This window comes from Janthinobacterium sp. Mn2066 (assembly GCF_049319705.1).
In the GTDB taxonomy this organism is placed as follows: Bacteria; Pseudomonadota; Gammaproteobacteria; order Burkholderiales; family Burkholderiaceae_D; genus Janthinobacterium.
Genome location: NZ_JBMOUF010000031.1, coordinates 1 through 1,060, shown reverse-complemented (window position 1 = coordinate 1,060; position 1,060 = coordinate 1). Strand labels below are relative to the sequence as shown.

The window sequence follows — 1,060 nt, the reverse complement described above, 5'->3', positions numbered from 1 at the left end:
GGGCTGTGGTACAACTGGCACCGTTATTATGATGCGTCGTTGGGACGGTATTTGCAGAGTGATCCGATTGGGTTGGCTGGTGGGACGAATACGTATACTTATGTTTTCGGAAACCCAATCTCACTCGTTGATCCAACAGGTTTAGAGCCACCTACCGGTGCCTCTGCATTTCAGGATTACGTACGCGGTGCCTGGCCTTCTCCAGGTGTTATCAATCAAATTCGTGGTGCTGTTGGTGACTTTCTCCGGAACTATAACGACATGCGTACAGCAAACACGATCGGTGCCGACAAGTACTTCCATTGCAAGGCAAATTGTGAAGCAACACAACGTGGATCGATTGGAAAGAGTGCTGCTTGTGTGATTTCTGACGGTCGAGAGGCAGTGGACCAGTATATTAAAATGGATCCAGCAAGCGCTTCTGCTGCTGATCAAGTAGCGAATCAAGCTGGCAGATCAGGAGCTTCATCGGGGGCCTGTGAAACGGTATGCGGCGCATTCCGTCCTGCAGGTCTTTCCAACGGCTATTGAGAGTTATCACTATCATTATGGGAAAGCTGAAAATATTGCTCTTGCTTATTATCGTGGCCTTGGCTATAGCTGCTGGGTGTTGGCTAAAGCGCGAATTTGCCATTGATAGTTGTCTTGATCTGGGCGGACGTTGGGATTACAAAGCCGCTATATGTGAATATTCTAAGGATTGAGGATCTGGTAACGAGTTCTTATAGAGCAAGGATCAGATATCGTCTTGAAAGAACCGTTTAGCAGGGGAGGGGGAGCTAATCTGAGTCATTCACGTATGGTCTCGGAAAAAACTTGTTTATCCCCCAATCAATCTCACCGCCTGCTGCAAACCCTCCACCATCACCGCATACGCCTGCCGTCGACTCATTTCATCGGGCGCGCGCAAGACATACGACGGGTGATAGACGGCGATCACCCAGCGGCCCTGATGCTGGAACGGTGTGCCCAGCATGGCTTGTAGGGTGACTGTGCTGTTTTGCAGCAGGGCAGTAGGGTCAGTTCTGCCATTCAGACACAAGCTCTTCCTTAGCTTTAT

At 49.8% G+C, this 1,060-nt stretch carries 1 protein-coding gene and 1 pseudogene; one reads left to right on the top strand and one right to left on the bottom strand.

Annotation, left to right across the window (positions count from 1 at the left end; all coding sequences use genetic code 11):
- Window positions 1-531, top strand: a 531-nt coding sequence (locus tag ACL9RI_RS27605; RefSeq protein ID WP_422729642.1) for an RHS repeat-associated core domain-containing protein, incomplete at its 5' end; no start/stop codon positions are given.
- A 289-nt stretch (window positions 532-820) separates the two neighbouring features.
- On the opposite strand, the pseudogene ACL9RI_RS27600 reads toward ACL9RI_RS27605, so the two are convergent.
- A pseudogene (locus ACL9RI_RS27600) lies at window positions 821-1,060 on the bottom strand (uracil-DNA glycosylase); the annotation flags it as partial.